The organism is Variovorax sp. CCNWLW186, from assembly GCF_037203865.1.
Taxonomy (GTDB): domain Bacteria; phylum Pseudomonadota; class Gammaproteobacteria; order Burkholderiales; family Burkholderiaceae_C; genus Variovorax.
On the sequence record NZ_JBBCBO010000008.1, the window covers coordinates 158,475 to 183,178 of the forward strand.

Sequence of the window (24,704 nt, forward strand, 5' to 3'; positions counted from 1 at the left end):
AAGAAGATCTGCCAAAGAAAAAGGCCGCCCGTGGCGCGGGCGGCCTGTTCGCAAGAAGCAGGATCAGTCGAGCTTCAGCTTCTGCTTGGCGACCACCTGCTTGTAGACGTCGTATTCGGCCTTGATCTGCGCGGCAAACTGCTCGGGCGTGTTGGCCACGATCAGCGAGCCGGTGTCTTCGATGCGCTTCTTCACGGCCGGGTCTTCCACCGACTTCTTCACGCCGGCGTTGATCTTGTCGACCACTTCCTTCGGCAGGCCCTTGGGGCCGAGGATGCCGTAGTAGGCCATGCGATTGACCGGCTCGAGCCCCACTTCCTTGAAGGTCGGTACATTGGGCAGCGCGGCCAGGCGTTGCGGCGCCGACACCACGATGGGGATCAGGCGGCCGCTCTGGATGAAAGGCATGGCCGACGGAATGTTGTCGAACATGATCGGCACCTGGCCGGCCACCACGTCGTTGAGAGCCGGGCCCGCGCCGCGATACGGGATGTGCGTGACGAAGGTGTTGGTCAGGCTCTTGTAGAGCTCCATCAGCAGGTGGCCGATGCCGCCCGTGCCCGACGAGGCGTACGAATACTTGCCGGGGTTCTTCTTGAGCTCGGCCACGAACTCGGCGTAGTTCTTGGCCGGGAAGCTCGGGTTCACCGCAATGATGTTCGGCGTGGCCGCAATGTTGATGATCGGCGTGAAATCGTTGACCGGGTCGTACGGCACCTTGGGGTTGATGGCCGGGTTGGCCGCCGTGCTCGAGACCGTGGCAACGCCGAGCTTGTAGCCGTCGGGCGTAGCGCGCGCCGTTTCGGCCGCGCCCACAATGCCGCCGCCACCGGCGCGGTTGATCACCACCACCGGCTGGCCCAGCACCTTGCCCAGGGGGTCGGAAATCACGCGCGCCACGATGTCGGTGGTGCCGCCCGGTGCAAAGGGCACGCTCAGTTCGACCGGCTTGTTCGGATAGCCCTGCGCGAAGCTCTGGCCCGCGGCCGCGACCAGCGCGGCGGCACCCACCATGGCGCCCCATTGACGACGTTGCATCTATAACTCCTTGATTGACTGATGTCGAAAAAGCAAAGCCCCGGATGCTAGCCGCTTCGCACATTGGCGGTGCTGTGGATTACCCATGGTCCGCCACGGTTTATGCTCGAAGCGGTGAACTTCGCCCAGCTGCTCTTTCCGGATTTTTCGCTCATTGCCATCGGTTGGCTGCTCTGCCGCTACACCGCGCTCGACCGCCGCGTGTGGGACCAGGTCGAGAGCCTTGTGTACTACTTTCTTTTCCCCGTGCTGCTGTTCCATTCGATCGTGCGCAGCCCGCTCGATTTTGGCGCCACCTCGAGCCTGCTTACGGCGGGCGTCGGCGTGGGGCTCAGCGGCATTGCGCTGGCCTATGCCCTGCCCTACGTGCCGGGCCTGCGCTCGCACATCGACCGCCGCGACCATGCGGCCAGCGCGCAGATCGGGTTTCGCTTCAACTCCTTCATCTGCCTTGCGCTTGCCGAACGGCTGGCCGGGCCGCAGGGTCTGTTGCTGATTGCGGTGCTGATCGGCGTGTGCGTGCCGATGTTCAACATTGCGGCCGTGTGGCCCATGGCGCGGCATGCGCAGAGCGGCTTTGCGCGGCAGCTGGTGCGCAACCCGCTGATCGTCGCGACGCTGGCGGGACTGCTGGCCAACCTGCTGGGCTTCACCGTTCCGAACTGGGCCACGCCAACGCTCACGCGCATCGGCGCCGCATCGCTCGCGCTCGGCCTGCTGGCGGCGGGGGCGGGCATGCAGTTCGCCACGCTGGGGCGCGGCAAGGTGCTGGCGGTTTCGGTGTTGTCGATCCGGCACCTATTGCTGCCGCTGGTTGCCTGGGGCCTGTCTCGTGCGCTGCGGCTGGATGCAACCCAGGCTTCCGTGCTGATGGCGTTCTCCGCGGTGCCTACGGCCTCGAGCGCCTATGTGCTCGCGGCGCGCATGGGCTACAACGGACCGTACGTGGCTGGACTCGTGACCCTGTCCACGCTGCTCGGCGTGGTCAGCCTGCCGTTCGCGCTGGCCTTGCCGCGCTAGGGCTGCTCGGCGTTCGGGCGCTGCGCCAGCGCCCACGCCACGTGCTCCCGCACCAGTTCGCTCGCATCCGATACCCGCGTGGCCAGGGCTTCCGCGGCGCCGCTCTCCCCCGCGCGCAGTGCATTGCCCAGCGCCACGGCGATGTTGCGCAGCCAGCGCTCATGCCCGATGCGCCGGATGGGGCTGCCTTCGGTGAAGCGCAAGAAATCTTCCTCCGTCCAGGCAAAGAGCGAAGCCAGCGCCTGGCCCGTGAGCCCTTCGCGCGCGTCGAAATCGGGCAGCGCGCTCTTCTTCGCAAACTTGTTCCACGGGCAGATCAACTGGCAGTCGTCGCAGCCATAGATGCGGTTGGCCATCAACGGCCGAAGCTCCAGCGGAATCGGCCCGCCGTGCTCGATGGTGAGATACGAAATGCAGCGCCGTGCGTCGAGCCGGTGCGGCGCGATGATGGCCTGGGTAGGGCACACGTCGATGCAGGCGCTGCAGCTGCCGCAATGCGCGGTGACCGGCTCGCTCTCGGGCAGCGCCATGTCGACATAGATCTCGCCGAGGAAGAACATCGAGCCCGCGCTGCGGTCCAGCACCAGCGTGTGCTTGCCGCGCCAGCCTTGGCCGCTGCGCGATGCCAGCTCGGCTTCGAGCACGGGCGCCGAATCGGTGAAGGCACGGTGGCCGAAGGGGCCTACCTCCTCGGCGATGCGTTCAGCCAACTTTGCCAGCCGCGCACGCAGCACCTTGTGATAGTCGCGGCCGCGCGCATAAACAGAGACGATGGCTTCGCCGGGACGCGTGAGACGATCGAATTCAACGGTCTGCCAATCGTCCAGGCGCGTGTCCCGCGGCAGGTAGTCCATGCGCGCGGTGATCACGCTCACCGTGCCCGGCACCAGTTCGGCGGGCCGCGCGCGGCGCGTGCCGTGCGTTGCCATGTATTTCATCTCGCCATGGAACCCATGGGCCAGCCATTGCATCAGACCTTCCTCGGCGCTCGATAAATCGACGCCCGCGATTCCGATTTGGGAGAATCCGAGTTCCCGGGCCAATGCCTGAATACGAGCAACGAGTGGATGGCTGACGATCACTTGCCGATTGTAGAAACGCCGAAGAACGCCGGCCGCACACTGCGCTGGCGCAGCGAGGAGGACACCGACGCCTTCGCTCGCGCGCTCGCGGCCGCACCCGCGTTGCGCGATGCCTTCATTGCGCTGCACGGCGACCTCGGCGCCGGCAAGACCACCTTCGTGCGCCACCTGCTGCGCGCGCTCGGCATCCAGGGCCGCATCAAGAGCCCGACCTATGCCGTGGTGGAGCCGCACGAGGCACCCGACGGCCTAGCCATCTTCCATTTCGACTTCTATCGATTCAACGATCCGCGCGAGTGGGACGACGCCGGCTTCCGTGACATTTTTGCCGGACCGGGGCTCAAGCTCGCAGAATGGCCAGAAAACGCTGCGGGCCGCACACCAATTGCGGACCTCGCTATTAAAATAGAAGCAATGACAGACGACACACGCAGCGTGACCCTTCTTGCGAACACTCCCCGCGGCAGCGACCTGCTGACGCACATCGCCGCATGAAGGCGGGCGGCCTCAAGCGACGTGTGCTGCTGCAGGGCGGCAGCATTGCGCTGATGCTCGGCGTGCACCAGATTGCGCGCGGCGCCACCATCCTTGCCGTGCGCGTGTGGCCCGCGGCCGACTACACGCGCGTCACCATCGAGTCCGATGCGCGGCTGCATTCGCAGCAGCTGGTGGTCGGCAGTCCGCCGCGGCTGGCGGTGGACATCGAAGGCATCGACCTCAACCCCGAGCTGCGCGAACTGGTCGGCAAGATCAAGCCCGGCGACCCGTACATCAACGGCCTGCGCGTGGGCCAGAACGCGCCGAAGGTCGTGCGCATCGTGTTCGACCTGAAGCAGGCCGTGGTGCCGCAGGTCTTCTCCCTTGCGCCCATTGCGGCGTACAAGCACCGGCTGGTGCTCGACCTCTACCCGGAAAAAGCCATCGACCCGATGGAAGCGCTGATTACCGAGCGGCTGCGCGAGGCACCGCGCAGCAACGGGAGCAGCAGCAACGACACCGCCGTGGCCACCGCGCCCTCGGTGCCGCCGCCCGCGGCACCTTCTTCGCGCCTGGCACCCGACGGCGGCCCGCCGATCCTCGTGCGGCCCTCGCCCAACGTGCCCGCGCCGCGCCCCACGCCCGGCAGCATCGCACCTCCCGCACCACCCGCCCGGCCGCCCGCCGTGGCCATGCCCCCGTCCGCGCCGGCGCCCGATCCGCTGGGCGAGCTGATGGCGCAACAGGCCACGCGGCCCGGCCCCGCCGCGCCGCCGGCGCCTGTTGCACCTCCCGCAGCACCGCCCGTGGCACCTTCCGTGGCGGCGGCGCCGCCTCCCGCGCCCGCCCCGACCTCGCGCGGCGGCGCCACCGCAAGCCGCACCGACCGCATCATCATCGTGGCGCTCGACCCCGGCCACGGCGGCGAAGACCCCGGCGCCATCGGCCCGAACGGCACGCGCGAGAAAGACATCGTGCTGCAAATCGCGCATCGCCTGCGCGACCGCATCAATTCCAGCAGCGTCGGCGGCAATCCGATGCGCGCGTTTCTCACGCGCGACGCCGACTTCTTCGTGCCGCTTGGCGTGCGCGTGCAAAAGGCGCGGCGCGTGCAGGCCGATCTTTTCGTGAGCATCCACGCCGATGCGTTCACCACACCGGCCGCGCGCGGCGCGAGCGTTTTCGCGCTGAGCCAGAGCGGCGCCTCGAGCAGCGCCGCGCGCTGGCTCGCCAACAAGGAAAACGAAGCCGACAAGGTCGGCGGCGTGAACGTGGGCAACCACGAGGCGCAGGTGCAGCGTGCGCTGCTCGACATGAGCACCACGGCGCAGATCAACGACAGCCTCAAGCTCGGCGGTGCCATGCTCGGCGAGATTCGCGGCATTGGCGCGCGGCTGCACAAGCCGCAGGTGGAGCAGGCAGGCTTCGCCGTGCTCAAGGCACCCGATATCCCGAGCGTGCTGGTCGAGACCGCGTTCATCAGCAATCCCGAGGAAGAAGCCAACCTGCGCAGCGTGAGCTACCAGGAAAGCCTTGCCGATGCGCTGATGCGCGGCATCCAGCGCTACTTTGCGCAGAACCCGCCGCTCGCGCGCAGCCGTCAGCTTTAAACCCTTGCACGCCGCCCTGCTGTCCCACGCGGGGCGGCCCGTGGCACCGCACAGTCAGGCGCGGCAGGCTCCTACACGGGAGTCGGGCCGCTTTTGCCCATCATGAGCCATCACTTTAGAAAGGTGGACATCATGAAAGCACGCATCTGGATTACCGCTGCAGCAGCGACTTCGGTCATGGCGCTCGCAGGTTGCGCTTCCGGTCCCAACCAGAACCTGGGCACGGGCGTTGGCGCACTCGGCGGCGCAGCGGTCGGCCACGCCATCGGCGGCAACACGGCCAGTACCCTGGGCGGTGCAGCCGTGGGCGGCGTGATCGGCAACCAAGTGGGCCGCAGTGTCGACGAACGCAACCAGCGCAACTACTACGAGAGCCAGCGCGCCTACCCGCCGGGCACCTACTACCCGCGCAACGGCCCGACCTACTGATCCTCTGGCAACCCATATTGAAGCGCGCCATCACTGGCGCGCTTTTTTCATGGGCGCGGTGTTCAGGCCTTCGAAGGCAATTGCTCACGCGCCTTCTCTGCGCGCGACGCGCGCCATGCGCCGAAGATTGCAAGCAACCCGGGCACGATGATCAGCGCCCAGATGATCTTGTCGAGATGCTCGCGAACGAAAGGCAGGTTGCCGAAGAAGTAACCCGCCGTTGCGATGCCGAGCACCCAGAGCAGTGCACCGCCCACGTTGAACATCGTGAACTTGGCCCGGTTCATTTCAGCCACGCCGGCCACGAAGGGCGCGAAGGTGCGAATGAACGGCATGAAGCGCGCAAGCACGATCGTGATGCCGCCGTAGCGCTCGTAGAAGGCATGCGCCTGGTCGAAGGCCTTGCGGTTGAAGAAGCGCGAGCTCTCCCACTTGAACACCTTGGGCCCGAAGTAGCGGCCGATGCTGTAGTTGCACTGGTCGCCCAGAATGGCCGCGACGATGAGCACCGCGCACGCGATCGGATAGCTCATGAGCCCCACGCCGCACAGCGCCCCCACGATGAAGAGCAGCGAGTCCCCGGGCAGGAACGGCATCACCACCGCGCCGGTCTCCACGAACACGATCAGGAAGAGCAGCGCATAGACCCAGGGGCCATAAGCGACGACGAAGGCCTCGAGGTGTTTGTCGACGTGCAGGATGAAGTCGACGAGAAAGCTGATGATTTCCATGGTGGCGGATTATCCGTGCTGCACGCCGACCGATGTCCCGTGACGGATTCGGACACGCCCAATGACAGGTCGATACATCCCGGCAGGCCTTCTAGAATGCTCGCGTGAGCGCCCTTCCCTCCTCCATTCCCGCCCTCGAACGCCGGCCGATCCGCGAGCTCCCCGACGAGCTGATCAGCCAGATTGCCGCCGGAGAAGTGGTCGAGCGGCCCGCTTCGGTGGTGCGCGAGCTGCTCGACAACGCACTCGATGCGGGCGCAAGCCAGGTCACGGTGCGGCTGGCTTCGGGCGGCGTGCGGCTGATCTCGGTCGAAGACGACGGCCTGGGCATTCCGCGCGAAGAGCTCACGGTGGCTTTGCGCCGCCACGCCACCAGCAAGATCGCGAGCCTGAACGACCTGGAAACGGTCGGCACCATGGGCTTTCGCGGCGAGGCGCTCGCGGCCATCAATGCGATTGCAGAGCTCAGCATTCTTTCGCGCTTTACCGGCGCCGACAGCGCCTTTGCGCTCGACGGGCGCACCGGTGAACTGCGCCCCGTGGCACGCTCCGTCGGCACCACGGTCGAGGTGCGCGAGCTGTTTTTCGCAACGCCCGCACGCCGCAAGTTCCTGAAGACCGACGCCACCGAGCTGGCCCACTGCATCGAGGCCGTGCGCCGGCATGCACTGGCGCGGCCCGAGGTCGGCTTTTCGGTCTGGCACGACGGCAAGCTGATGGAGCAATGGCGTGCCGCCGACAAGCGCGAGCAGCGGTTGGCCGATGCGCTGAGCGACGACTTCGTGGCGCAGAGCGTGGCGGTCGATCACATCGGCGGCGCGGTGCGCGTGGTCGGCCGGGCGGGCATTCCCGATGCGGCGCGGTCGCGCGGCGACCAGCAGTTCTTCTACGTCAACGGCCGCTTCGTGCGCGACAAGGTGCTTTCGCACGCGGTGCGCAGCGCCTACGAAGACGTGCTGCATGGCCAGCGCCAGCCCGTGTATGCGCTTTACCTCGAAATCGATCCGTCACGGGTCGATGTGAACGTGCACCCGACCAAGATCGAGGTGCGTTTTCGCGACGGACGCGAGGTGCACCAGGCGGTGCGTCACGCCATCGAGAACGCCTTGGCCGCGCCGCGTGCGGGCGATGCAGTCGTGCCGGCAGCGGCGCAGCAGCCCTTCTTCAAGCCCAATGTGCCTGCCTCGGGAGCCACCTGGGCGCAGCCGGCCATCAACTTTGTGACGGCAGAACGCGGCGTGGGCGATTTCGACGCCATGTGGCCGCGGCGGGCCGATGAATCGGTAATGGAGCGCTCCGGCGCCGAAACCTCCCACTGGCCCGTGATCGGCACCCCGCCCATGTCGTTCCGGGCGCCTGTCGGCCTGGCGGCGAGCCCCGCCCCCGCCGAGCCGCTGGCCACCAACGAAGAGGCGTGGCCGCTCGGCCGCGCCGTGGCCCAGCTGCACGGCATCTACATCCTGGCCGAGAACAGCCAGGGCCTGATCGTGGTCGACATGCACGCGGCGCACGAGCGCATCGTGTACGAGCGGCTCAAGACACAGCTCGATGGCGCCGCCATCACCAGCCAGCCGCTGCTGATTCCAGCCACTTTTGCGGCCACCCCGCAAGAAGTGGCCACGGCCGAGGCCTGCGCCGCGGTGCTGCCCACGCTGGGCCTCGAAATCACGCCGTTTTCGCCGCGCACCCTTGCGGTGCGCGCAGTGCCGGGCACGCTGGCGGACGGCGACCCGGTGGAGCTCGCCCGCAGCGTGCTGGCCGAACTGGCGCAGCACGACGCCAGCACTGTGGTGCAGCGGGCACAGAACGAGCTGCTTTCAACCATGGCCTGCCACGGCGCCGTGCGGGCCAACCGCAAGCTCACCATCGACGAAATGAACGCTTTATTACGCCAGATGGAGGCAACCGAGCGTTCCGACCAATGCAACCATGGCCGCCCGACGTGGCGGCAGCTGTCGATTCGCGAGCTGGACGCGCTTTTTATGCGCGGCAGGTAGCAAATCCGGGCGTTTTGAGGGTTTTTACGGAGTTTTTGGAAGTCATCCGTGAGGCGGGCACGGGCGTTGCATGTGTAGAACAAAGTGCCACCTGAGGCACTACGGGGGAGGTTCTGGAACGCAGTGTCGGCGCGTTTCAGTCGAAAGCGTATGAACTTTCTGCCGGCTTCGCTGTCCCTCTAGCCCATGAAACGCTGGTCTCTGCTTGCCTCCGTTATTTCGCTGTGCGCCCTTCTGGCCGCCGGCTGCTCCACATTCGACGAACAGCAGCGCGAATGGATTTTTCAACCCAGCGACCGCAGCTGGGGCAACACCGCCACCATGACCGAGGGCATGCAGGACGTCTGGATCGACTTCCAGTCGTCCATCACCGGCGAATCCGCGCGCCTGCACGGCCTGTGGCTCGGCGGCGAACCCGAGACCACCGACCGGCCCGTGATGCTGTACCTCCACGGCGCCCGCTACAACGTGGCCGGTTCGGCCCCGCGCATCCAGCGCATGCACGAACTGGGCTTTTCGGTGTTGGCCATCGACTACCGGGGTTTCGGCAAGAGCTCCAAGGGCCTGCCCTCGGAAGAATCCGCGCGTGAAGACGCCCGCGCCGCCTGGATGTGGCTGGCCGCGCGCCACCCGCGCCAGCACCGCTACATCTTCGGCCACTCGCTGGGCGGTGCCATCGGCATCGACCTGGCGGCCAACGTCAAGGACGAGAGCGGCACCATCGTCGAAAGCACCTTCACCTCCATTGCGGACGTGGTGAGCGGCTTCAAGTGGGGCTGGCTGCCGTTCGGTCCGCTCATCACGCAGCGTTTCGAGGCCATCAACCGGGTCAAGGACATCGGCGCGCCGCTCCTGGTGGTGCATGGCACCGCCGACAGCCTGATCAACCCCACGCTGGGCCGCAAGCTCTACGACGCGGCCACGGTGCCCAAGCTCTTCGTGCTGGTCGAGGGCGGGTCGCACCACAACACCAATTCGGTCGGCGAAGCGCAGTACCGTTCGGCGCTCTCGCAGCTGTTCCGCATGAAGCCCGAGACCACCCTTGCTTCCCGGCAAGCGGAGGGCGCGCCCGTCGTGCGCGGCGCGCAGCCGGTGCCTGTGCTGCCGGCGGCGCCTCGCCCGGATTCGGCCGTGCTGCCGCAAGAAGCGCGCGGCAAGGCCACGGCAAGCGCGCAGGCCATCTGAGCGAAAGTCCCGGCTTCGGTTTTGTTGTTACCCTCGGGCGCTTATGCCGCCCTCCGTTGCCGCTTCCGGCCTTCCTGAAAAACTGAAATACATCGCGCTCGCGGGACCGACGGCCTCCGGCAAGACTGCCGTGGCGCTCGCGGTGGCGCAACTGCGGCCTGTCGAAATCGTCAGCGTCGATTCCGCGCTGATCTACCGCGGCATGGACATCGGCACGGCCAAGCCGAGCAAGGCCGAACAAGCCAGCGTGCCGCACCACCTCATCGATATTCGCGACCCGGCCGAAAGCTACAGCGCGGCGGCTTTCGTGGCCGACGCGACACGGCTGATCAACGAGATCCGCGCGCGCGGCGCATTGCCGCTGCTGGTGGGCGGCACCATGCTGTACTTCAAGGCCCTGTTCGACGGCATCGACGCCATGCCCGCTGCCGATGCAGCGGTGCGCGCACGCATCGACGCCGAAGCCGCCGCGCTCGGCTGGCCCGCCATGCACGCGCGGCTTGCCCAGGTCGATCCCGTCACGGCCGCGCGCCTTGCGCCGCAAGACAGCCAGCGCATCCAGCGCGCGCTCGAAGTATGGGAAAGCAGCGGGCAGCCGTTGTCCAGCTTTCACGCGGGTGAAAACAAGGCGGCAAAAGGGCTGGCCGGCGGCGCGCTCTTTTCGCTCGAACCCGCCGACCGCGCCTGGCTGCATGCGCGCATTGCCGATCGCTTCGACGCCATGCTCGCCGCCGGCTTTCTCGACGAGGTCGAGGCGCTGCGCGCGCGCGGCGATCTGTCGACGGAGCTTCCTTCGATGCGCTGCGTGGGCTACCGGCAAGCATGGGAAATGCTCGATGCCTGCGGCGGCGAGAGGCCCGGCACCAAGGCCATGGCCGAGCTGCGCGAACGCGGCATTGCGGCCACGCGCCAGCTGGCCAAGCGGCAGATCACCTGGCTGCGCAGCATGCCCGCGCGCACCGTCATCGCCTGCGACGCGCCCGACGCGGTGCGCACCGCCGTTCAACGCATTGCAACCGCCGCATGACACTGCGCATTTCCAACCTTGCCAAGCACTACGGCGACGTGCCCGTCTTCGAGAACGTGACGCTCACTGTCGAGCCCGGCGAGTTCGTCGCCATCGTGGGCGAATCGGGCGTGGGCAAGTCGACGCTGCTCAACTGCATGGCCGGGCTCGACAGCTGGGACGCAGGCACCGTCACGCAGGGCGGCATCGACATCGGCGCCCTCGACGGCGAGGCCTGCGCGCTCTGGCGCCGCCGCCATGTCGGCTTCGTGTTCCAGGCCTTCCACGTGCTGCCGCACCTGGACGTGGCGCAGAACGTGTCGCTGCCGCTGATGCTGCTCGGCCAGCAGCGCGATGAAGGCCGTGTCGCGCACATGCTCGATGCGGTGGGCCTGCCCGGCATGGGCGCGCGGCTGCCGCAAACGCTTTCAGGCGGGCAGCTGCAGCGCGTGGCCATTGCGCGCGCACTGGTGCACCGCCCCGCCCTGCTGCTGGCCGACGAGCCCACGGGCAATCTCGATCCGACCACCGCGGCCAAGGTGATGGAGCTGCTCATCGGCCAGACGCGTGAACACGGTGCCTCGCTGGTGCTGGTCACGCACTCCGAAAGCGCCGCGGCCCGCGCAGACCGGCTGCTGCACCTGACCGCCGAAGGAATCCGCGCCTGAGCGAGCGAGCTAGGCGAGCAAGGCCGCGTAACGCGACAGGTCGACGTTGCCGCCGCTGATCACGACGCCGACGCGCTGCCCCGCGATGGCCTCGCGCGCCGCAATGGCGCCCGCGAAGGCAAGGCAACCCGTCGGCTCCACCACCATCTTCATGCGCTCCGCAAAGAAGCGCATCGCTTCGACGAGCTGGTCGTCCGTCACGGTGAAGATATCGTCCACGTCGCGCTTGATGATGCCGAACGTGCATTCGCCCAGGTGCTGCGTCTGCGCGCCGTCGGCGATGGTCTTGGGCGTTTCGATGTGCACGATCTTTCCCGCGCGGAACGACTGCTGGCCGTCGTTGCCCGCCTCGGGCTCCACACCGTAGACCTTGCAATCGGGTGACAGCGCGCGCGCCGACAACGCCGAGCCCGACAACAACCCGCCGCCGCCCAGGCACACGAACAAGTGGTCGAGCGGACCGGTTTCTTCGATCAACTCCTTTACCGCCGTGCCCTGCCCGGTGAGCACGTCGGGATGGTCGTAGGGCGGAATCATCGTCATGCCGCGTTCCTGCGCGAGCCGCCTGGTCAGCGCCTCGCGGTCTTCGGTGAAACGGTCGTACATCACCACCTCGGCGCCATAACCCTTCGTGGCCGCTACCTTGGCGGCGGGCGCGTCCTTGGGCATGACGATGACCGCGGGCATCGACAGCAGCCGCGCCGACAGCGCAATAGCCTGCGCATGGTTGCCCGAAGAAAACGCGATGACGCCGCCCTTGCGCTGCCTAGCGTCGAATTTCGAGAGCGCATTGAAGGCGCCGCGAAACTTGAACGCGCCCATGCGCTGGAAGTTCTCGCACTTGAAGAAGAACCGGGCACCCCAGCGCTCGTCGGCGGTGGTCGAGCGCAGCACGGGCGTGCAGTGGGCGTGGCCTTGGAGCCGCGCGGCCGCGGCAATGACGTCGTCGTAGGTGGGGAGTTGCATGCGCCAAGCTTAGCGGCGGCTTACGTTTTTTTGCAGGCCCGATGGGTAAAAACCCGGAATACACCGCGCCCGCAACTTTGTACTCTGTATACAGAGTTCAGAGAAAGACGATCCATGCCCGCCCACCTCGTCAGCATCGAAGCCGCGCCCGACCTTGTCGACCAGGTCTACCGCGCCCTGCTCGGCGCCATCAGCAGCGGCTCGCTCGCGCCCGGTGAACGCATCACGCAGGAAGACATCGCGCAGCGCCTCTCGGTGTCGCGCCAGCCGGTGCTGCAGGCGCTGCGCCTGCTCAAGAAAGATGGCTTCGTGCTCGATGCGCCGGGCCGCGGCGTGCTGGTGGCGCCGCTCGATGCCGAGTGGATGCGCAAGGTCTACCAGGTGCGCGGCGCGCTCGACGTGCTGGCCGCGCGGCTGGCGGCAGGCCAGCGTTTTTGCATCGACCCCAAGCTGATGGAGCGTGGCCGCCGCGCGGCGCGCGGGCGCAATGTCGAAGCCATGATCGACGCCGACATGGCTTTTCATGAAGCCATCTACGAGGCGTCCGGCAATCCGCTCATCGGCCAGAGCGCCGGCCAGCATTGGCGCCACCTGCGCCGCGCAATGGGCGCCGTGCTGCAGGCCGAGCCGCAGCGCGAATCGCTGTGGGACGAGCACCAAGACATTGCCGACGCCATTGCCGCAGGCAACGAGCAACGTGCCGCGCAGCTGAGCGAAGAGCACGTTGCGCAGGCGAGCGAAGCGTTGGGCCGGCGGCTCGCGCAGCAACTGGCGCGCACCGCATCGACCACCCATCACACCCCCCACCGCAAAGGAGACAAGGCATGAAGTTGAGCACCGAGCAACGCGCGCAGTTCGAGCGCGACGGCTACCTGTTCTTTCCCGGCCACTTTTCACCCGAAGAGACGAAGGTGCTGACCGATGCGGTGCCCGAGCTCTACAGCCGGCGCGAGGCCTTCAACGTACGCGAGAAGGGCTCTGACGCGGTGCGCACCAACTTTGCCGCGCACCTGATCAGCGAACCCTTCGCGCGGCTGGCGCGCCATCCGCGCATGGTGGAGCCGGTGATGGATCTGTTCGAAGAACAGGTCTACATGCACCAGTTCAAGATCAACGGCAAGATGGCTTTCGAGGGCGACGTGTGGCAATGGCACCAGGATTACGGCACCTGGCTCAACGACGACCTGATGCCCACCGAGCGCGCGATGAACGTCGCCATTTTTTTGGACGATGTGAACGAGCACAACGGCCCGCTGATGTTCATTCCGGGCAGCCACCGCAAGGGCGTGGTCGATGCGAAGCACGACCTCACGACCACCAGCTACCCGCTCTGGACGGTCGACAACGACCTGATCCGCCAGCTGGTGGACCGTGCCGGCGGCAAGCAGGGCGGCATCGTTTCGCCCAAGGGGCCCGCCGGTTCGATGATCCTGTTCCACAGCTGCCTCGTGCATGCATCGGGCAGCAACCTCTCGCCTTTCAACCGCGTGGCGGTGTACCTGAGCCTGTGCGCCGTCAGCAACCATATCCGGCGCCACAAGCGGCCCGAGTACATCGCGCACCGCGACTTCACGCCCATCGAGATGCTGCCCGACGATTGCCTGCTGAAGCCCTACCCGGTCGAGGTGCCGTGGAAGAACGGCCTGCCCGAAAGCGCGCTGCAGACTTCGCTCGAAACTCTCGACGCCGTGGAGGCCTGACCTCATGAGCCTCTACACCCGCCTGCAGCAGCGCGCCGCCGAAGGCCGCCCCATCCGCATCGGCCTGATCGGCGCCGGCAAGTTCGGCTCGATGTACCTCGCGCAGATTCCGCGCACGCCCGGCGTGCAGCTGGTGGCCATTGCCGACCTCTCGCCAGCGGCCGCACGCGTCAACCTCGAACGCGTCGGCTGGCAGGCCGAGCGCACCGCCGCGGGCTCGGTGCAGCAAGCGCTGAAGACCGGAAGCACCTGGATCACAGACGACTGGCAAGCGGTGACGCGCGAGCCTTCCATCGATATCGTGGTCGAGTGCACCGGCAACCCCGTGGCCGCGGTCGACCATTGCCTGGATGCCTTTGCACACGGCAAGCACGTGGTGAACGTGACCGTAGAGGCCGACGCCTTCTGTGGCCCGCTGCTCGCGCGCAAGGCGCAGCAGGCGGGTGTGATCTATTCGCTGGCCTTCGGCGACCAGCCCGCGCTCATCTGCGACCTGGTCGACTGGGCGCGCACCTGCGGCTTTCCGGTGGTTGCGGCCGGTCGCGGCCACAAGTGGCTGCTGCACTTCACCGAATCGACGCCGGAAACCGTGTGGGGCAACTACGGCCTCACGCCCGAACAGGCGCTGCGCGGCGGGCTCAACCCGAAGATGTTCAACAGCTTTCTCGACGGCTCCAAGCCTTCGATAGAAAGCTCGGCCGTGGCCAACGCCACCGGCCTCACCGTGCCTTCGGACGGCCTGCTCTACCCGCCCGCGAGCGTGGAAGACATTCCCTTCGTCACACGGCCGCAGAGCGAAGGCGGCGTGCTCGAGCGCAAGGGCATGGTCGAAGTCATCTCCTCGCTGGAGGCAAACGGGCGAAAGATTCCCTACGACATCCGCATGGGCGTTTGGGTCACGGTCGAGGCCGAGACCGATTACATCAAGAACTGCTTCGAGGAATACAACGCCCACACCGACCCGAGCGGCCGCTACTTCACGCTCTACAAGCGCTGGCACCTGATCGGCCTGGAAGTCGGCATGTCGGTGGCCAGCGTGGCCTTGCGCGGCGAGCCCACCGGCGTGGCCACCTGCTGGAACGCCGACGTGGTTGCCACCGCCAAGCGCGATCTCGCACCCGGCGAAATGCTCGACGGCGAAGGCGGCTACACCGTCTGGGGCAAGCTGCTGCCAGCCGAGCGCTCCATGCGGCTGGGCGGCCTGCCACTCGGGCTGGCGCACAGCGTCAAGCTGGTGCGCGCGGTGAAGAAAGGCCAGAGCCTGTGCTGGGCCGACGTGGCCATGGACACATCGACCCACGCCTACCAGCTGCGCGCCGAGCTGGAGGCCATGTTTGCGCCCACCGCACAAGCCAGGGCTGCCTAGCCGGTCCGCGGACTTCATCGGCGCGCGGCCCTTGGCTTTTGCCATTGCGCCGGCGCATTTTTAGGGAAAGAATTAATTGTTCGGCATGCCATACGCATGTCGAAATGGCGGGCTGCGAGCCGTCATTGTGGTGAGCAATCTTGCTCGGCGAGCTTGTCCTCGACGGAGAACACCATGCAATTCAGCTTCTGTGCAACTGGAACTCCGGGCGCACCGTGAACGAACCGGCGGCTCCCCGAGCCGCCGAGCGGGCGGCGCGTGAATCGTATGGGCGGCTGCTCGCGATTCTTTCAGCGCGCACGCACGACATTGCCGCATCGGAAAACGCACTCGCCCAAGCCTTTGCAAGGGCCCTCGAACGCTGGCCCGCCGACGGCATTCCCGAGCAGCCGGACGCATGGCTGCTGAGCGTGGCGCGGCACCGCAAGCTCGACGCCTGGCGCCACAGCCGCATCCAGGATGCGGCCACGCAGGCGCTGCTTCTGCTGGCCGGCGAGGTCGATGTGGGCACGGTGGACGGCGCCGCCGTGCCGGACGAGCGCTTGCGGCTGCTCTTCGTTTGCGCGCATCCGGCCATCGACGCCGCCGCCCGCGCGCCGCTCATGCTCCAGGTTGTGCTCGGGCTCGATGCCGCCCGCATGGCGGGGGCGTTTCTCACCTCGCCTTCCACGCTCGGCCAGCGGCTCGTGCGGGCCAAGGCGCGCATCCGCAGCGCGGGCGTTTCTTTCGAATATCCCGAAGCACGCGAACTGCCGCATCGCTTGCAGGACGTGCTCCAAGGCATTCATGCCGCTTACGGCAACGGCTGGGACGACGTGGATGGCGCGGACACCCTGCCCCGCGGCCTTGCCGCCGAAGCCATCGAGCTCGGCCGCATCCTGTGCGCACTGATGCCGGACGAAGCCGAGCCGCTGGGCCTGCTTGCGCTGATGCTGTTCTGCCAGAGCCGGGCCGGGGCGCGGCTCAATGACGCCGGAGCCTATGTGCCGCTCGAACAGCAGGACATGGCACGGTGGGACCCGGACCTGCTTGCGCAGGCCGAACAGTATCTGCGGCAAGCATCGAGCATGAACAGCCCCGGCGCGTGCCAATTGGAAGCCGCCATCCAGTCGGTCCATTGCGAGCGCCGCGTGGGCGCACCGGTGGCGCCCGAAGCAATGGTTGCGCTGTACGACGACCTGCTGGCGCTGCGCCCCAGCCTCGGCGCCCAGGTGAGCCGCGCCTGCGCCCTAGCGAAAGCACGTGGGCATGACATCGGCCTGCAGGCACTCGATGCCATTGCGGCCGATGAGGTGGCGAACTACCAGCCCTTCTGGGCGGCCCGCGGCCACCTGCTCGCGGCAGGCGGCGCCCGTGCCGCTGCGCGCCAGGCCTTCGATCGCGCGATCGGCCTGAGCGCGAGCGCGGCGGTGCGCGCGTATCTCAACGGGATGTCCGAGCGGCTCTGACTTTTCTGCGCGCCGGCCACAATGGCGGCATGCGTGCCTTGCTCACCACCTTCTCCTGGCAGGAACTGCGCCATCACCCCTGGCGCAATGCCGCAGCGGTATTGGCCGTGATGCTGGGCGTGGCGCTTGCGTTCTCTGTGCAGCTCATCAACGCCTCGGCCCTCGACGAGTTCTCCAGCGCCGTGAGGTCGGTCAACGGCCAGCCGGACCTCGAGGTACGCGCGGTTCAAGGCAGCTTCGACGAAGCGGTGTTCGCCCAGCTTGCCCGGCATCCGCAGGTGGCCTTGGCAAGCCCGGTGCTCGAGTTCCAGGGCTTCGCGCTGGCTGGCGAGCGGCAGGTGCCGATGCGCGTGATCGGTGTCGACGCGCTGGCATTGCCGGCCATTGCACCGGCGCTGATGCCGCAGCCCCGCAAGAATGCCGACCGCTTTGCGATGCTGGTGCCGGGCCATGTGTTTCTGAACGCCGCGGCGCGCAATGTGCTGGGCGTGCCCGCACAGGCCGAAGACCGTGCCGAGACGGTGCAGCTGCGCAGCGGCGGCGCCTCCTGGCAGCGGCTCGAGGTGGCGGGCCATGTGGCCGCCACCGGCACCGCGCTAGCGGTAATGGACATAGGGGCTACGCAAGACCTCTTCGACAAAGCGGGCCAACTCAGCCGCGTCGACCTCAGGCTTGCTCCGGGCACAGACGGCGCCGCGTTCATCGCATCGCTGAAGCAGGCTCCAGGCTGGCCCGCGGGCTTGCAGTTTGCCGAGCCCGGCGATGCGGCCGAACGCGTGAGCAATCTCTCGCGCGCCTATCGCGTCAACCTGACGGTGCTGGCGCTGGTGGCGCTTTTTACCGGTGCGTTCCTGGTGTTCTCGGTGCTGGCGCTCAGCGTGGCCAAGCGCGCGCAGCAATTCGCCCTGCTCGGCGTGCTGGGCCTGACGCCGCGCGAGCGGCTGCGGCTGGTGCTGGCCGAGTCGTTCGTGCTTGGCCTGATAGGAAGCGCTGCCGGCTTGGCATTGGGCACGGCGCTCGCGGCCTTTGCGCTGCGCGTGCTCGGCGGTGACCTGGGCGGCGGTTATTTCCAGGGCGTGGCACCCACGCTGCACTGGAGCACCGGCTCGGCCTTGCTGTACGGCGGGCTCGGCGTGCTTGCGGCGCTGGTGGGCGGCTGGTGGCCCGCGCGCGCGGCACAGGCGCTACCCGAGGCGCAAACGCTCAAGGGCCTGGGCGCCGCACCGGTGCAAAGCAGAAGCCATTGGCTGGCGCTCGGCCTCATTGCGGCAAGCGCAGCCCTGGCCAACATGCCCGCTGTGGGCGGCATTCCGGTGGCGGCATATCTTTCGGTGGGTTGTCTGCTGGTGGGCGGCATCACGGCGTTGCCCTGGCTGATTGCGCTGCTGTACGACCGCATTGCACCCGCGTTCGCGCAGCGCGTGCTGCCGATGCTGGCCATCGAGCGTGCAAGGCGCATGCGCGGCACCGCAGCCGTGGCGGTCAGCGGTGTGGTCGCCAGCCTGAGCCTTGCGGTCGCGCTCACGGTCATGGTCGCGAGCTTTCGCGATTCGGTGACGCGCTGGCTCGACGTGGTGCTGCCGGCCGATCTTTATCTTCGCGCCACGTCGAGTGGCCGCTCCGCCAATTCGGGCACCCAGAGCAGCAGCGACACCGCCACCTTTTCTCCAGCCTTCGTGCAGGCGCTGGCACAACTGCCTGGCGTCGAACGCACCGGCACGCTGCGCACCCGATCGTTGCAGCTGGACCCCGCGCAGCCCGCCGTCACGCTGATTGCGCGCAGCCTCGACGGCGGTGCCGCGCAGGCACTGCCGCTGGTGGGACCCGCGCTGGCGGTGCCCGCGGGGCAGATCGGCATCTACGTGAGCGAACCGATGGTGGAGCTCTATGGCGCGAAGCCGGGCGCCCTGTTTACGCCGCTGTCGAATGCGCTGGGCACCACCAGCGGTTCTGCGCCGCATGCGTTCTTCGTGGCAGGCGTCTGGCGGGACTACGCGCGTCAGTTCGGCGCCATCACCATGGACGCGCGCGATTTCGAACTGCTGACGGGCGAGCGCGAGGTGAGCGACGTGTCGCTGTGGCTTGCACCGGGCGCATCGGAGGGTGCGGTTGGGGCCGCCGTTCGCGAGTTGGCGGCGCGCAGGCCGAGCGGAATTGACGGCTCCGATTCGAGCATCGAGATTTCATCGGTCGGGCAGATCCGCGCGACCTCGCTGCGCATCTTCGACCGCAGCTTTGCGGTGACCTACTGGCTGCAGGCCGTGGCGATTGCGATCGGGCTCTTCGGCATTGCGGCGAGCTTCAGCGCGCAGGTGCTGGCAAGGCGCAAGGAGTTCGGACTGCTCGCGCACCTGGGGTTCACGCGCCGGCAGGTGCTGGCGGTGGTGGCGGGTGAAGGCGCGGCATGGACGGCGATTGGGGCCGTGGCGGGGCTCTTGCTGGGGTTGGCGGTGTCGGTGGTGCTGGTGAAAGTGGTGAATCCGCAGAGCTTTCACTGGACCATGGATTTGCTGGTGCCTTGGGGGAGGCTGGTGGTGCTGTGCGGCGCGGTGGTGATCGCCGGCACCGTCACCGCCTGGCTGGCGGGACGGGCCGCGGCGGGCAAGGACGTGGTGCTCGCGGTGAAGGAAGACTGGTAAGGCGTCTATCTACCGCGCCGGCGTCAGTTGAATGCGCTCCACCGTCTCTTTTTCCACGGCCCCACGGCTATAGACCAGCGGCACGTATTTGCCCTCAAGCCACAGCGGCGCAAGGTCCCGATAGTTCGGACTGTCCGGATTCCCCGATTGCCCCGGCGTGTTGATCACCCGCGACGCATCCCAGTTGCCCACGTCCAGCACCATCCGGAACGAAGCCCCCGATGTCAGCCTGTAGTCGCTGGCACGGTAGCTCGCAGCCATCGGCGTGAATGCGGAACCGGACATCGGCCAGTCGCCGACCTCCAGCTTCTTGCGCGTGGCCGCATCGACCACGCCGCCGAGCGGATGCCGGAATTCCGCACGATGCAGCGCGCCCCACTTCCAGGCCGCCATGTCGGGCCCGAGCTTGGCGGTGAGCTCCTGCATCGCCGGCGGCAAGGTCTGCAGCAGCAAGGCGTTGCGCTGCGCATCGCTGACCCAGCCGGAGGGGTTCTCGAGCAACAGCACCATGCGCGTGTTGTCGCCGGGCGCGGCGAGCGATGCACCGGCATCTCCGGCGCCGGCCTTGAGCACGGCGGCACGCAGGGTCTTGCTGCTCCAAACTTCGTACAACGCAGCGGCTGCGCTGTCGCGGTGCATGGTGCCGTCCCACCCCTGCAGCAGGCGCAGGCCGGCCGCTGTCTGCGCATCGTCGCTGCGCAAGCCGGCAAGCAGTTTCAGCAACCGCTGCGCGGGCGTCGCGACGATGTCGTTCTGCATGCGTTCCGAGTCCTCGATGGTGAAGCGCGAGCCCGCCGCCGCCTTCGCCGCGAACAACTCCTTGAGGCGGCGCGCACGAGCCGCATCGCTCCATTCGTAGCCGACGCCCTTCTTTGCAGCCGGATGATCGGGCGGAATATTGTTCTCGTTCGCGGTCACCACGTAGCCGCGCGCGGGGTTGAACTCCGAAGGCAGTTCGTCGCCGTTGCGAAAGCCCGACCACTCGTAGCGGCCGTCGCCCGGCACCGGCATCAGGCCGTCCCAGTTCGGCCGGATGGGCGTCAGGCCGCCTGGCATCCAGCCAACGTTGCCGTTGCGGTCGGCATAGACCTGGTTCTCGCCTGGGGCGCCCCAGCGGTTCATGGCCGCGCGGAACTGGTCCCAGTTCTGCGCGCGCATGTAGTCCATGGAACCGAAGTACGGTGCCATGCCGGGCTCGAGCCAGGCAGCCCGCAGCGCGAAGGCACGCTGCTTGCCGGGCTCGGACAGCAGCACCGGGCCATGGCGGGTGAAGGTGTTCACCACCTCGCGCGGCGCGCTCTCGCCGCGCACCGCAATGCGCTCGGTCACGCTCGTCATCGGCTCCCAACGGCCCTGGTAGCGGTACTCGTTCGGGTTCTGCGGGTTCAGCTGGTACATGTAGAAGCGCGTGAGGCCGAAGGCAATGGTGCCGTTGTGGCCGATCGAAAGGCCGGGCAGGAAGGGCTCGCCCGCGCCGATGGCGTCCATGCCCGGCGCGCTGAGATGCGTCATGTAGCGCAGGCTCGGCGCGCCATGGGCGCGGTGCGGGTCGTTCGCGAGGATGGGCCTTCCGGTGGATGTGAGCTGGGGCGCGATGACCCAGTTGTTGCTGCCATAGCCGGCCGTGGGGTCGCCTTGCATGGCCTGCTGCTCATCTTCTTCATCGGCCCTTGCAGCCACCGAAGCAGGCGCCGCACCCGCCAGCCGCGTGTTCTCCTTGGTGAAGCGCGGCGACTCGGTGGCGCGCAGGTAGGCGGCGCGCAACTCGGCTGCTGGAATGGCGCAGGGATCGAAGCCGGGCGGCACCTGTGGCGTGACCGGCGGATCGAGTTCGCGGCGCAGCCAGTCCGCCTTGATGCCTTCGCTGCCAGCGCAGAAGGCGCGGGCACGGTCCACCTCGGACGTGAAGTTGAGCGTGAGGCCGTGATGCCGGATTCGCACCACGTCTTCGGGCGACCACGCGGCCGGCTGGTAGCCCAGCAGCGCAAACTCGGTCGGCAGCAGCGCCGGCTGCGCGCGCACCTGGGCGACATAAGCGTTGACGCCCGCGGTAAAGGCCTCGGCCACGCGCTTGGCATCGGAGCCGTAGGCCAGCCATTCCCGGTACATGTCGCCGCGATAGAGCACGGCGCGTGCGGCACGGTCGCTCTCGACCCATGCGGGGCCGAAGTCCTTCGCCATTTCGCCGAGGCCGCGCTTGCGCCACAGGTCCATCTGCCAGAGCCGGTCGCGCGCGGCGATGAAGCCCTGCGCCACGAAGGCATCGTAGAGCGTGCCGGCATACAGGTGCGGCACGCCCCAGCGGTCGACCAGCACCTCGGCGGGTTTCTCGAGACCCGGCACCGCAAAGGACGATGGCGCGCGCGGTGGCGTCTGCACACCCGGCGGCCCCGATGCGCAGCCCGCGAGCACGAGGGCCGCGAGCGCTGTGGCGCCAATGGAATGCCTTTGACCTAACGAGCGCCGCGACGTCGGGCGCAGGTGTCTTGTTCTCATGCGTCTTGTCTCCTGCCGGGTGGAATTTGGCAGCGCACAGTATCCCGATTTGCGCGTTCGCTGGGTGCTGCGAGGGATGACTTGTAGACTTCCTCCTACATGCAGCAAACACCCTCCTCCATTTCATGCGGCGGCTGGCTCGGCAGTGCCATACGCCGCATCGAAGCCGACTACCAGCGCAGCGCCGACACGCACCTGATTCCGCTGCCGCTGCCCGCGCTTGCCGCAGCCGGCATCGACCTGTACCTGAAGGACGAGTCGACGCACCCTACAGGCAGCCTCAAGCACCGGCTCGCGCGTTCGCTTTTTCTCTATGCGCTGTGCAACGGATGGGTGCGCGAAGGCACGACCATCGTCGAGGCCTCGAGCGGCTCCACGGCGGTGAGCGAAGCCTACTTCGCGCGGCTTCTGGGCCTGCCCTTCATCGCGGTGATGCCGCGCAGCACCTCGCCCGAGAAGGTGGCGCAAATTGCCTTCTATGGCGCGCGCTGCCACTTCGTCGATCATGCGGCGCAGGTCTACGAAGAGGCGCGCGCGCTCGCCGAGCAGACCGGCGGCCACTACATGGACCAGTTCACGTATGCCGAACGCGCGACCGACTGGCGCGGCAACAACAACATCGCCGAGAGCATGTTCCAGCAGATGGCGCGCGAGCGGCATCCGGTGCCGGCATGGATCGTGGTGGGCGCGGGCACCGGCGGCACCAGCGCCACCATCGGGCGCTACGTGCGCTTTCGCTGCCACGACACGCAGGTGTGCGTGCCCGACCCCGAAGGTTCGGTGTTCTCGGCCTATCACCGCACGGGCGACGCAACGCTGACGGCGGCGGGCTCGCGCATCGAAGGCATCGGCCGGCCGCGGGTGGAGCCGAGCTTCGTCCGCACCTTGGTCGACCGCATGATCGAAGTGCCCAACCTCGACTCGGTGGCGGCCATGCATGCGCTTTCGGCACTGCTGGGGCGCAAGGTCGGGCCATCGACCGGCACCAACTTTGTCGGCATGCTGGCCATTGCACGCGAGATGCGCGCGGCCGGCCAGCAAGGCTCCATTCTTTCGCTGCTGTGCGATGCGGGCGAGCGCTACCTGCCGAGCTATCACGATGCGGCGTGGGTGCAGAGCGCCTTTGGCGACGTGGGCCCAGCACAGCAGCGCATCGACGCGCTGGTTGCACAGTGATGCCTGCGCCGGCCTTCTGCAAGCTCTCGCGCCGCAGCCTGCTGCTGACGGCGCTGGCCGCAGCGCCCGCAAGCTGGGCGCTGCCCGAGCGCACCCTGCAGTTTCCGCGCGACTTCGGCAGCCACCCCGACCTGCGCACCGAATGGTGGTACATCACGGGCCATGCAAGAACTTCGGCGGGACGCGAGTTCGGTTTTCAGGTGACGTTCTTTCGTTCGCGCGTCGATGCCGCGCAGGGCATGCGCTCGGCGTTCGCGGCCAAGAACCTCGTGTTTGCGCACGCCGCGGTTACCGACCTTGAAGGCCGTGTGCTGCTGCATGACCAGCGCATTGCGCGCGCGGGCTTCGGCGTTGCGTCGGCCAGCGAAGCCGACACCGACGTGCGCCTGCGCGACTGGTCCCTCGTGCGCAAGGACGGCAGCTATTCGGCCCGCGTGCCAGCGGGCGAATTCACGCTCGACCTGCGCTTTGCGCCCACGCAGCCGGTGCTGCTGCAAGGCAAGAGCGGGCTCTCGCGCAAAGGCCCCGAAGACGCGCAGGCAAGCTACTACTACAGCGAGCCGCAGCTCAAGGCGCAGGGCCGGCTCACGCTCAAGGGCCAGGCCTTCGATGTCGACGGAACGGCCTGGCTCGACCATGAATGGAGCGAGGCGCTGATGCATCCCGAGGCTGTGGGCTGGGACTGGATCGGCATGAACCTGGACGACGGCAGCGCCCTCACCGCCTTCCGCCTGCGGCGCCGCGACGGCAGCGCGCTGTGGGCCGGCGGTTCGTTTCGCTCGCGCGACGGTGCGCTGCGTGTCTTCAGCAACGACGAGGTGCGCTTCGATGGTGCCGATGCGTGGACCAGCCCACGCACGCAGGCAAAGTACCCCACCCGGTGGCGCGTGCAGACACCATCGGGAATCTTCGGAGTGCTCGCGCTTCTCGACGACCAGGAGCTCGACAGTCGCGGCTCCACCGGCGGGGTGTACTGGGAAGGCGTGAGCGACCTGCTCGATGCGCAAGGCCGCCGGGTCGGCCGGGGCTACCTGGAGATGACCGGCTACGCCGCACCGCTGCGGCTCTGAGGCCACGCAGCGCGCGTCTGTCATCAAGCCGTCATGCCGCGGCCCTGAACTCGGCCTCCGACATTGCACGATTGAACGTGCACCAAGGCTTGAATGAACAGAAGACTCCGGCTCATCGCGCTGCTGATGGTTGTAGCGGCTGCTGCGGGCGCCGCGTGGGTGTTCGCGGCCATGCGGCCCGTATCGCCGGCAACGAACGCACTGCTTGAAATTCGCTGGCACGGCAACGGCATCGTCCTCCAGGGCGCGGTGAGGGACGCGGCCACGCAGCACGTGCTGGTGGAAGGCGCGACCGCACGGCTCGGCGGAGAAGCCAACCAGGTGGTGGACTGGCTCGACATCGCGCCCGCGGCGCTGCCCGTGGCCGATGCCGCGTCGCTCGCCAGCCTCATCCGCCTTGGGCAAGAGGGCTGGCACCTGCAGCGGCACGCCACCGATGCATGGCTGGCCGTGCAGTCGCCGAATGACGGTCGCAGCGCGCAAGCAAAGCAACTGCTGCAACGCGCCTTCGGCCCTGAGGTAACCATCCGCCTCATTCCGCTCTCTTGAGCATGCGATGTGCGGTGCGTTGCGACAGCGGTCATGGTGACGTCATCTGCC

The 24,704-nt window shown here is 67.6% G+C and carries 21 protein-coding genes; 16 read left to right on the forward strand and 5 right to left on the reverse strand.

Going from position 1 to position 24,704, the window contains the following annotated elements; all coding sequences use genetic code 11:
• Window positions 1-63: 63 nt before the first annotated feature.
• Entirely contained in the window at window positions 64-1,038 is a 975-nt protein-coding gene (locus V9K97_RS12500; RefSeq protein WP_258507853.1) for a tripartite tricarboxylate transporter substrate binding protein BugE, read from the reverse strand.
• 102 nt (window positions 1,039-1,140) lie between these two features.
• On the opposite strand from V9K97_RS12500, the gene V9K97_RS12505 reads away from it, so the two are divergent.
• On the forward strand, window positions 1,141-2,058 hold the full coding sequence (locus V9K97_RS12505; protein ID WP_337318378.1) for an AEC family transporter: 918 nt from the start codon (window positions 1,141-1,143) through the stop codon (window positions 2,056-2,058).
• Here V9K97_RS12505 and queG read toward each other — a convergent pair.
• Complete coding sequence (gene queG, locus V9K97_RS12510; protein ID WP_337318380.1) at window positions 2,055-3,140, reverse strand: tRNA epoxyqueuosine(34) reductase QueG; 1,086 nt, start codon at window positions 3,138-3,140, stop codon at window positions 2,055-2,057. The two genes, V9K97_RS12505 and queG, sit on opposite strands and share 4 nt — an antisense overlap.
• Here queG and tsaE point away from each other — a divergent pair.
• From tsaE to V9K97_RS12525, 3 genes are all read left to right on the forward strand, one after another.
• Complete coding sequence (gene tsaE, locus V9K97_RS12515) at window positions 3,126-3,635, forward strand: tRNA (adenosine(37)-N6)-threonylcarbamoyltransferase complex ATPase subunit type 1 TsaE (RefSeq protein WP_337296179.1); 510 nt, start codon at window positions 3,126-3,128, stop codon at window positions 3,633-3,635. The genes queG and tsaE overlap by 15 nt on opposite strands.
• Entirely contained in the window at window positions 3,632-5,227 is a 1,596-nt protein-coding gene (locus tag V9K97_RS12520; RefSeq protein ID WP_337318382.1) for an N-acetylmuramoyl-L-alanine amidase, read from the forward strand. Before tsaE ends, V9K97_RS12520 begins: the two co-directional genes overlap by 4 nt.
• Before the next feature lie 132 nt (window positions 5,228-5,359).
• Window positions 5,360-5,656, forward strand: coding sequence for a glycine zipper domain-containing protein (locus V9K97_RS12525; RefSeq protein ID WP_126748955.1), 297 nt, complete (start codon window positions 5,360-5,362; stop codon window positions 5,654-5,656).
• Between the two features lie 62 nt (window positions 5,657-5,718).
• On the opposite strand, the gene V9K97_RS12530 is transcribed toward V9K97_RS12525, so the two are convergent.
• A complete protein-coding gene (locus V9K97_RS12530) occupies window positions 5,719-6,387 on the reverse strand; it encodes a DedA family protein (protein ID WP_337318384.1) in 669 nt (222 codons plus the stop codon).
• A 104-nt stretch (window positions 6,388-6,491) separates the two neighbouring features.
• Here V9K97_RS12530 and mutL point away from each other — a divergent pair, with 104 nt between their 5' ends.
• From mutL to V9K97_RS12550, 4 genes are all read left to right on the forward strand, one after another.
• Window positions 6,492-8,384: a DNA mismatch repair endonuclease MutL gene (gene mutL, locus V9K97_RS12535; protein WP_337318386.1), complete on the forward strand. Its 1,893-nt coding sequence runs from the start codon at window positions 6,492-6,494 to the stop codon at window positions 8,382-8,384.
• 186 nt (window positions 8,385-8,570) lie between these two features.
• On the forward strand, window positions 8,571-9,569 hold the full coding sequence (locus V9K97_RS12540) for an alpha/beta hydrolase (protein ID WP_258507877.1): 999 nt from the start codon (window positions 8,571-8,573) through the stop codon (window positions 9,567-9,569).
• Window positions 9,570-9,612: 43 nt separating this feature from the next.
• Window positions 9,613-10,596 carry a tRNA (adenosine(37)-N6)-dimethylallyltransferase MiaA gene (gene miaA / locus V9K97_RS12545; RefSeq protein ID WP_337318388.1) on the forward strand — a complete coding sequence of 328 codons (984 nt, stop codon included), beginning with the start codon at window positions 9,613-9,615 and terminating at the stop codon, window positions 10,594-10,596.
• Window positions 10,593-11,243 (forward strand): ABC transporter ATP-binding protein, encoded by a 651-nt coding sequence (locus tag V9K97_RS12550; protein WP_337318389.1) that lies wholly within the window; start codon window positions 10,593-10,595, stop codon window positions 11,241-11,243. The genes miaA and V9K97_RS12550 overlap by 4 nt, the downstream gene beginning before the upstream one ends.
• 9 nt (window positions 11,244-11,252) lie before the next feature.
• Here V9K97_RS12550 and V9K97_RS12555 read toward each other — a convergent pair whose 3' ends face one another.
• Window positions 11,253-12,209: a threo-3-hydroxy-L-aspartate ammonia-lyase gene (locus tag V9K97_RS12555; RefSeq protein ID WP_337318391.1), complete on the reverse strand. Its 957-nt coding sequence runs from the start codon at window positions 12,207-12,209 to the stop codon at window positions 11,253-11,255.
• A gap of 114 nt (window positions 12,210-12,323) precedes the next feature.
• On the opposite strand from V9K97_RS12555, the gene V9K97_RS12560 reads away from it, so the two are divergent.
• From V9K97_RS12560 to V9K97_RS12580, 5 genes are all read left to right on the forward strand, one after another.
• Window positions 12,324-13,037 (forward strand): GntR family transcriptional regulator, encoded by a 714-nt coding sequence (locus V9K97_RS12560; RefSeq protein ID WP_337318393.1) that lies wholly within the window; start codon window positions 12,324-12,326, stop codon window positions 13,035-13,037.
• On the forward strand, window positions 13,034-13,909 hold the full coding sequence (locus V9K97_RS12565; protein ID WP_337318395.1) for a phytanoyl-CoA dioxygenase family protein: 876 nt from the start codon (window positions 13,034-13,036) through the stop codon (window positions 13,907-13,909). The genes V9K97_RS12560 and V9K97_RS12565 overlap by 4 nt, the downstream gene beginning before the upstream one ends.
• Window positions 13,910-13,913: 4 nt before the next feature.
• On the forward strand, window positions 13,914-15,275 hold the full coding sequence (locus V9K97_RS12570; protein ID WP_337318396.1) for an NAD(P)H-dependent oxidoreductase: 1,362 nt from the start codon (window positions 13,914-13,916) through the stop codon (window positions 15,273-15,275).
• 215 nt (window positions 15,276-15,490) lie between these two features.
• Window positions 15,491-16,723: an RNA polymerase sigma factor gene (locus V9K97_RS12575; protein WP_337318397.1), complete on the forward strand. Its 1,233-nt coding sequence runs from the start codon at window positions 15,491-15,493 to the stop codon at window positions 16,721-16,723.
• 29 nt (window positions 16,724-16,752) lie between these two features.
• Window positions 16,753-19,362 carry an FtsX-like permease family protein gene (locus V9K97_RS12580; protein ID WP_337318398.1) on the forward strand — a complete coding sequence of 870 codons (2,610 nt, stop codon included), beginning with the start codon at window positions 16,753-16,755 and terminating at the stop codon, window positions 19,360-19,362.
• 9 nt (window positions 19,363-19,371) lie between these two features.
• Here V9K97_RS12580 and V9K97_RS12585 read toward each other — a convergent pair whose 3' ends face one another.
• Complete coding sequence (locus tag V9K97_RS12585) at window positions 19,372-21,858, reverse strand: penicillin acylase family protein (protein WP_337318399.1); 2,487 nt, start codon at window positions 21,856-21,858, stop codon at window positions 19,372-19,374.
• Between the two features lie 99 nt (window positions 21,859-21,957).
• Here V9K97_RS12585 and V9K97_RS12590 point away from each other — a divergent pair, with 99 nt between their 5' ends.
• The 3 genes from V9K97_RS12590 (at window position 21,958) to V9K97_RS12600 (ending at window position 24,653) form a co-directional block, all read left to right on the forward strand.
• Window positions 21,958-23,034, forward strand: coding sequence for a PLP-dependent cysteine synthase family protein (locus tag V9K97_RS12590; protein WP_337318400.1), 1,077 nt, complete (start codon window positions 21,958-21,960; stop codon window positions 23,032-23,034).
• Complete coding sequence (locus V9K97_RS12595; protein WP_337318444.1) at window positions 23,034-24,104, forward strand: lipocalin-like domain-containing protein; 1,071 nt, start codon at window positions 23,034-23,036, stop codon at window positions 24,102-24,104. Before V9K97_RS12590 ends, V9K97_RS12595 begins: the two co-directional genes overlap by 1 nt.
• A gap of 93 nt (window positions 24,105-24,197) precedes the next feature.
• On the forward strand, window positions 24,198-24,653 hold the full coding sequence (locus V9K97_RS12600) for a hypothetical protein (protein ID WP_258507898.1): 456 nt from the start codon (window positions 24,198-24,200) through the stop codon (window positions 24,651-24,653).
• Window positions 24,654-24,704: the final 51 nt, after the last annotated feature.